General features: G+C 66.9%; 8 protein-coding genes and 1 pseudogene. 7 read left to right on the top strand and 2 right to left on the bottom strand.

The genetic code is table 11. The annotated features are described in order from the left end of the window. Together ACFTZL_RS38455 and ACFTZL_RS38460 are read left to right on the top strand one after the other, a co-directional pair. On the top strand, nt 1-316 hold a 316-nt coding region (locus ACFTZL_RS38455; RefSeq protein ID WP_382593159.1), incomplete at its 5' end, for a phosphotransferase. Between the two features lie 25 nt (nt 317-341). Next, nucleotides 342-563 carry a winged helix-turn-helix transcriptional regulator gene (locus tag ACFTZL_RS38460; protein ID WP_382593162.1) on the top strand — a complete coding sequence of 74 codons (222 nt, stop codon included), beginning with the start codon at nt 342-344 and terminating at the stop codon, nt 561-563. 209 nt (nt 564-772) lie between these two features. Here the strand turns inward: ACFTZL_RS38460 and ACFTZL_RS38465 are convergent, their stop codons facing one another. Further along, nucleotides 773-1,063 carry a hypothetical protein gene (locus tag ACFTZL_RS38465; protein ID WP_382593165.1) on the bottom strand — a complete coding sequence of 97 codons (291 nt, stop codon included), beginning with the start codon at nt 1,061-1,063 and terminating at the stop codon, nt 773-775. Between the two features lie 180 nt (nt 1,064-1,243). Here ACFTZL_RS38465 and ACFTZL_RS38470 point away from each other — a divergent pair, with 180 nt between their 5' ends. The 4 genes from ACFTZL_RS38470 (at nt 1,244) to ACFTZL_RS38485 (ending at nt 4,701) form a co-directional block, all read left to right on the top strand. Next, nucleotides 1,244-1,828: a hypothetical protein gene (locus tag ACFTZL_RS38470; protein WP_382593168.1), complete on the top strand. Its 585-nt coding sequence runs from the start codon at nt 1,244-1,246 to the stop codon at nt 1,826-1,828. Next, nucleotides 1,795-2,793 (top strand): hypothetical protein, encoded by a 999-nt coding sequence (locus ACFTZL_RS38475; RefSeq protein ID WP_382593171.1) that lies wholly within the window; start codon nt 1,795-1,797, stop codon nt 2,791-2,793. The genes ACFTZL_RS38470 and ACFTZL_RS38475 overlap by 34 nt, the downstream gene beginning before the upstream one ends. Before the next feature lie 419 nt (nt 2,794-3,212). After that, nucleotides 3,213-3,584, top strand: a complete 372-nt coding sequence (locus ACFTZL_RS38480; protein WP_382593174.1) for a hypothetical protein — start codon at nt 3,213-3,215, stop codon at nt 3,582-3,584. Nucleotides 3,585-3,660: 76 nt separating this feature from the next. Continuing rightward, nucleotides 3,661-4,701: a VWA domain-containing protein gene (locus ACFTZL_RS38485; protein ID WP_382593177.1), complete on the top strand. Its 1,041-nt coding sequence runs from the start codon at nt 3,661-3,663 to the stop codon at nt 4,699-4,701. A 142-nt stretch (nt 4,702-4,843) separates the two neighbouring features. Here the strand turns inward: ACFTZL_RS38485 and ACFTZL_RS38490 are convergent. Then, nucleotides 4,844-5,095 (bottom strand): annotated as a pseudogene (locus ACFTZL_RS38490) (enoyl-CoA hydratase/isomerase family protein); the annotation flags it as partial. Between the two features lie 402 nt (nt 5,096-5,497). Here ACFTZL_RS38490 and ACFTZL_RS38495 point away from each other — a divergent pair. Continuing rightward, a complete protein-coding gene (locus ACFTZL_RS38495) occupies nt 5,498-6,520 on the top strand; it encodes an SGNH/GDSL hydrolase family protein (protein ID WP_382593180.1) in 1,023 nt (340 codons plus the stop codon). Nucleotides 6,521-6,749: the final 229 nt, after the last annotated feature.

Here is a 6,749-nt window from a genome sequence, read left to right on the forward strand (position 1 = left end):
GCCGTGGACTCCGGCGTTCACCCACGGCGACCTGCAGATCGCGCACGTCTTCGTCGACGGCGACGAGGTCACCGGCATCATCGACTGGTCCGAGGCGGGCCAGGGTGATGCCCTGCACGACCTCGCCACCTTCACGCTCGGACACGAGGAGCACCTCGACGACGTCATCGCCGGCTATGGCACCGAAATCGACCTCGCCATGATCCACGCGTGGTGGTCGTTGCGAAGCCTGCTGATCGTTCGCTGGCTGACCGAGCACGGCTTCGACCCCTTCGCGCCGGGCTGTGAGGTCGACGTGCTGAGATCCCGGATGTGAGGCTGCGCGGGCCCGACTGCTACGAATGCGTTCTGACGCATCGAGCAGGCCATCCCCTGGGGCGCTCGCCCGCCTCGTGCTCAGCACCCGCCTGGTCGAGCTGACCGACGCCCGCCTGCTCACCCCGCACGGCGACGGCTACCACCTCACACCGCTCGGCCGGGACCTCGTCGAGGCGCTGAGTCCGCTGGACACCTGGAGCCGACGCTGGGCAAGGGAAAGGGACACCGCCATACCCCAGGGGTAAGGCGTTCACGGCGCGGCTGGTGCGACCACACGTCGCAGCTGTGGCGGGGCTCAGCTCACCCCAGGAGAGGCAGCTCGATGATCGCGCCGAGCCCCTCACTGCCTGCCGGGATCAGCAATCCTCGCTGGCCGCCGAGCCGATTGAGTGCCTTACATGGCAATGTGGCTCTCTGGCTGAGATGCTCGATGTTCGTTAGGCCCCGGAGTAGTTCAGGGCGGGGGCGCATACTCCACGTAGAGCGGGGTGGCCGTGACGAGGCGCACCTTGTCCTCTCCGCCGTTGCTGTACAGGTCCGTCCGCGACGTGATGCGTGCGTAGCCGCGCATCCAGGCGGCGGTCTCCGTGACGAAGGCCTCGTCCAACAGGCGCACGGTCATCCTCAGCCCCGTGGCGAAGTTGCGGTGCTGGTAGACGATGCGCAACGAAGTGCGGCCCAGCTCCTGCGACAGCTCGTCGTTGCGCAGGAGGCGGTCACTGAGGTCCGGCAGTAGGTGCTCCACCGTCTGGTCCTCCAGGCTGAAGCTCTGCCCGGCGAGCCGGTACAGGTAGGACGAGTCGGAGGCGACGGAGATCTGGCAGGGTCACACGGTCATAGCCAGCGTGACGGTCACTGTCGCGGGCTTGCCTGGTGGCAGTCGCGGCACGCGGCCTGGCTGCCCCGTCTGCTGGGACGAGTGTGCATGAGTGGCAGCAGGCCTCTCGGTCTGCTCCTGGCCTGGTTGTCGGCCGGCACAGTGCTCTTGGACCAACAGATGCGCCAGCAATCCCTGCACTTTCAGCGCGCGCAGCCGACCGAGCTAGGCACAACTGGTTTCTACACAATACTGCTGATGGCCCTTTGGTGGCTCCTGCGCCAAGTTCGCGATTCCGAACTCGAATTCCCCCTCGGCAGGTGGCACATCTCCCTGGAGAAGATCTTCCGCCCCTTGGCCGCAGCCGCTGGGACGTACCTGCTGCTGTATCTCATCGACAACCCGCAGACACACACCCTTCTGTCGGACCCTCAGAACCCACTCCGGCTCGTGGGCATCATCACCGGAGTCCTGCTGTCGAAAGTGGGAGACTTAAGCCCGCGGCCGGAAGAACCGGAACTGATCACCCAGTGCCGCAGCCACCTCTACCGTCTCCAGACGATCCAACAAGCCACGCACGGACAGACCACCGGCGCCGCCCAGATCCTGAGCCTTGGCACCAACCACACCACGTCCGTTTCCACCGTCTCCCCGAACTGGTGGAAGAGTTCCGCACCCTGCTCAAGTGCATAGCCACTGAGAAAGCCAAGCAAGGCAAGACCGTGGTGATTGCCATCGACGAGGTTGACCGCCTCGGCACCGATACTCAGGCCCTGGCCTACCTCAGCGAGATTAAGGCCATCCTGGGCGTGCCCGACGTCTACTACCTGATCTCGGTGGCCGAAGATGTCGGCGCCGCGTTCGTCCGCCGGGGCCTGCCGCACCGGGACGTCACCGACAGCTCCCTGGACGACATCATCCACGTCCATCTCAGCACCCTTGAGGAATCCCGCGTGATCCTCGCCAAGCACTCCCAGGCACTCAAAGACCCCTATGTCATGCTCGCCCACGCCCTGTCAGGCGGCATCCTGCGCGACCTGCTCCGCTACGGACTGCAGATCCGCGAAATACAGGACAAGACACAGTCCCACGAGCTGAACGACATCTCCCGCCACCTCGTCCTCGAAGAGCTGGCGGAAACCTTCGCAGGCTTCAGGACCCTGCTGAGCAAACTGCAGTGGACCCCCAACACCAGCGACGTTCTCGCCTCATTCCGCACCCTGTGCGGCTGTCTACGCGACCCCTCCCAGTGCACCGAAGCCGAGATGCTGCACACCCTGGAGCAATTCGCCTTCTACTCCCACGCCACCCGACCAGACACGGCAGCCGGTGACGACTCCGCAGCCCTTCTGGAACTCTCCGGCGACGCACGCCAGCTCATCGATGAGGCCTCCGCGTACGCCTACTTCGCGCTCACCCTGCTCGACATCTTCAGCACCAAAGGACTCGAACGCCGCACCCACCTGGCTGCGGCACACGGCCCGGACGGCGGCCCGGAACGGATGGCCGACGCCCGCCAGGAACTCGGCATCTCGCCCTACAGGGCCCGCCCTCCTATCGACAGCATCCGCAAAGCATGGTCGCTGCCCTTGGCCCGGACCACCACCGGCCGTATCCCACGCCCACCCGTCTGTCCGCGCCACGACCACACCGACTGAGCTCAGTGTTGTGGCTGACCGGGCGGCGCCCTGAACGTCCCCTCTGGCTCCATGTACTGCTGCTGTACGGCGTTGCGATCGGTACTGACGGCTTGTCCGGAATCAAGGTCCTGTTGAGGCCAGAGCCGACGTCCTGGGCGCTGTCGAAGATGCTGTCCGCTGCGCGGCCTTCAGCATGGCGTGCCTCGACACTGACGAGCTCGAGGTTCAGCCGTTCCGGGGAGCCGTTGAGCACAGTGACCTCGACCGTTACCCCCCTGTCGCCGGGCGTGTGGCCGGCTGCTGTGTCGGCGGCCTTCGGCGAGGGAGGGGCACGGCGTCCGCCGCCGGGCGCTCGCTGAGGAGGCCGATGGTCACAGTCGGGCTCCGTCACGGCCTCGGGCGGTGCCGAACCCGTCATTCCGTGGTGCAGTCGGGCCATGGCCTCACCGTCCACGGACGACCCGGACTCCGATGCGCCTCCCAGACGCGAACGCCCTTCCCGGCTGATCGACATCGCCGTCGGCCTGCTCTTCCTGGTCGCGGACGCGGTCATCGTCGTCGCTGCCGGGCTGCTGTTCGTCATGGTCGGCATGGGGAGCGCGCAGCCGCCGCACTCGGTGCAGCCCGCGCGCTCCCGGGACGTCCCCGTCCTGGCGTGGCTCGTCGTCTGGGGCGTTCCGGCCGTGGCGGCGGCCAGCGCCGTCGTGCATGCCCGTCTGCGGATGCCCGTCACCGCCGTCGTGCAGAGCCTGTTCACCCTCGCCTGCACGCTGCTGGCCGTGGTCTGGACGCGCATGCTGCTGTCGTGAGGCCGGCGGACCAAGATCGATTGTCAGTGGTGGGTGAGAGGATCGGAGCATCAAGTCGGAACAAGGGGGAGCTGTGATGACCGGAAGTCAGAATTACATCAACCACGTTGCTCTTGTACTGGATGCCAGCTCGTCCATGTCGCACCTGAGCCGAAAGGTCGTCGAGGTCGCCGACCAGCAGATCGCCTATCTCGCCCGCCGTTCGAGGGAATTGGACCAGGAAACCCGCGTCACGGTGTACGTCTTCGCCGACAAGGTGGAGTGCGTCATCTACGACAAGGACGTGCTGCGCATGCCGTCACTGAAGCAGCTGTACCGTACCGGTGGAATGACGGCGCTCCTGGCGGCCGCACTGAAGTCGCAGCGGGAGCTGGCGCAGACCGCGCAACTTTACGGCGACCACAGCTTTTTGACGTTCGTGCTCACCGACGGTCAGGAGAACGCGAGCCACCGCTGCCGGGATTTCTCCGCCCAGGATCCACGCCAACTGGTCCAGGCCGTGGCCGAGATGATCGCCACGCAGCAGGACAACTGGACGCTGGCCGTCCTGGTGCCCGACCAGATGGGCAAGCGCGAGGCCATGCAGTGCGGTTTCCCCAAGGACAACATCGCCATATGGGACGCCACCAGCACACAGGGCCTGGAGGAGGCCGGGCAGGTCATCCGGCAGGCCACGGAGAACTTCATGATGGGCCGCGCCCAGGGCATTCGGGGATCGCGCGCGGTGTTCTCCACCGGCGCGGACGCGGTCAATGAGAACACCATCAAGGCAGCTGGCCTCACCCCGGTCGATCCGTCGAAGTACCAATTGATCCCGGTCTCTCGCGACGCGGCCATCAGGGAATGGGTCATCGAATGCGGACACGCCTACCGGACCGGTGGGGCGTTCTACCAGCTGAGCAAATCGGAGAAGATCCAGGCGCAGAAGCAGATCGCGGTCCTGGAGAAGAAGACGGACCGCGTGTACACGGGACCCGAAGCCCGGGCTCTGCTCGGCCTGCCCGACACGGAAGTTCGCGTCAAGCCGGACCACAACGACCACTTCACCATCTTCGTGCAGAGCACCAGCGTCAACCGGAAACTCGTGCCCCATACGCGGCTGCTGCTCCTGATCTGACTTCGATGTGAGACCGATCGGGGTGCCGGAGAAGTCACCGCTCCCCGGCACCCCACGCCGCCGACTCGGCCGACGACATGCTGCCGCCGCTTGCGTCTTCTCCTCGAGCCCGTCCCAGGCGCGGTCGGCAGGTCGCCTTCCTTCAGTGCGTGGCCGGCGACAGAGCGAGTTCTCGTTCGCCGAGTGGGTGAAGAAGCGCTCGACATCGGCATCGGTGACCTCCGCGAGGCACTTCGGCGACCAAGCGTGGCCCGCGGTCCTTGTCGACGACCTGGGCGCGGATCCCCTCGACCAGATCGGGTTGGCCCAGGGCGGCGCAGGAGACGCGGTACTCCTGGTTCAGCACCGCTTTCAGCGTGCCGAGCTTCCGTGCGCTGCTCAGGGAGGCGAGGGTGGAGGGCGGTAGGGATGTGGTCACGCCCCTGCCGCGTGCCGGCCGAGTCCCCACGCGAGGGCGTGCCGCTTCAGCATGATGGTCCCTGGGACGCAACCGCGTGCTGATCTTGTTTCCGGCGACCTGTGGGAGCGGGCGGCTCCGCATGCGCTGTCAGCGGTTGGCCACCCGGCGCACTCACCATGGCCAGAACCTCAGCGCAATACGCCCGGGTGGTTTACCCGGTGCACCTGCTGGTCGGTCGCACGCCCCCACTTACCTTCAACACGTAGTCATGTGACTACCGTGAGTGAACGGAGACCGTGAATGCGTCCGACGTTTGTGGGCCGACTGGCCGCCCTCGCCCCGACGGCCCTGCTGCCGGCCCGTCCTGGAGGATCCACGCGACACTCCGCCTCCCGCATGCGAACGCGAGCACTGGCCGTCGGGCTCGCGCTGGCCGCGGCCGCGCTCGCGCCCTCGGGCTCCGCTGGTGCAGCCGACCAGTACGAGTGGGTCGCGCTGGGCGACTCGTACACCGCCGGCGTCTTCGTCGGAGACCCGCAGCCCCCGCTCGGCGACGCGTCGCGGGACGGCTGCGACCGCACCGCGAACTCCTACCCCGACCTCGTCGACCGGGAGCTCGCCGAGTTCCCGCCGGGCAAGGCCGTCCACCTGACCAACGTCAGCTGCGGCAACGCCACGATCGCCAACATCGCCAACACCAAGCAGACGCCGATCAGCCCGGTCCAACCCCCCGCCGACGGCTGGCCCGCGGTGGACCCGCAGATCCAGCGAGCCGGCCTGGGCGACCAGACCGACATCGTCACCATCGGCGTCGGCGGCAACAGCCTGCCCTTCGGCGGCATGCTCCTCAAGTGCCTCGAACAGGGCGCGAGCGGCGATTCCTGCCGCGACTACTACACCAACCCGCCCGAGGGAGAGGAAAGCATCCAGGACAAGCTCGCCCGGGTCCAGGACGAGTACATCGAAATGCTGGCGCAGGTGCACCAGGCCGCGCCCAACGCCAAGGTGATCACGGTCGGCTACCCGGCCGTCCTGCCGGAGGAGGGCAGCGCGTGCAACCGCCCCGCCCTCACCGAGCTCGGCTCGATCACCCACGCCGACGTCGACTGGCTCCGTGACGACGTCCTCAAGCCGCTGAACACCACCATCCAGCAGGTCGCGTCGTACTTCGGCGACCGCTACGTCGACATCTACTCCCCCAGCGTGGGCCACGACGCGTGCCAGCCCGCAGACATCAAGTGGGTCGAGGGAATCTGCGGCGACGCCGAGGACTACTGGCCCGCCAAGGTCCCCGGCACGCTGCTGAACTGCTCCCTCGTCGGCAAGCGCGCCACCCTGGTCCACCCCAACGCCGCAGGACACGCCAACACCGCCGCCCACGTCGAACGAGCCATCCGCATCGCCCTTCTCGAACGCTGAGCAACCCACCTGCCGGATGCTCGCCGAGCACACCCAGCGCGCCCCGGAAGCCCACAAGACAGGCCCACGCCGACTTCGCCGCCCTCACCGGCGGCGAAGTACCCGCACCCCGCATAGAGCAGAAGGCCTTGACAGCACGCTGAACTGCTTTCCTTCGCAGCACCTACGAGGACGGCCGCACGTACACCTTCGACCAACTGAACATCCCGCCCACGCACCGATGGAACAT

Source organism: Streptomyces sp. NPDC056948 (assembly GCF_042674225.1).
GTDB classification, from domain to species: Bacteria; Actinomycetota; Actinomycetes; order Streptomycetales; family Streptomycetaceae; genus Streptomyces; species Streptomyces purpurascens.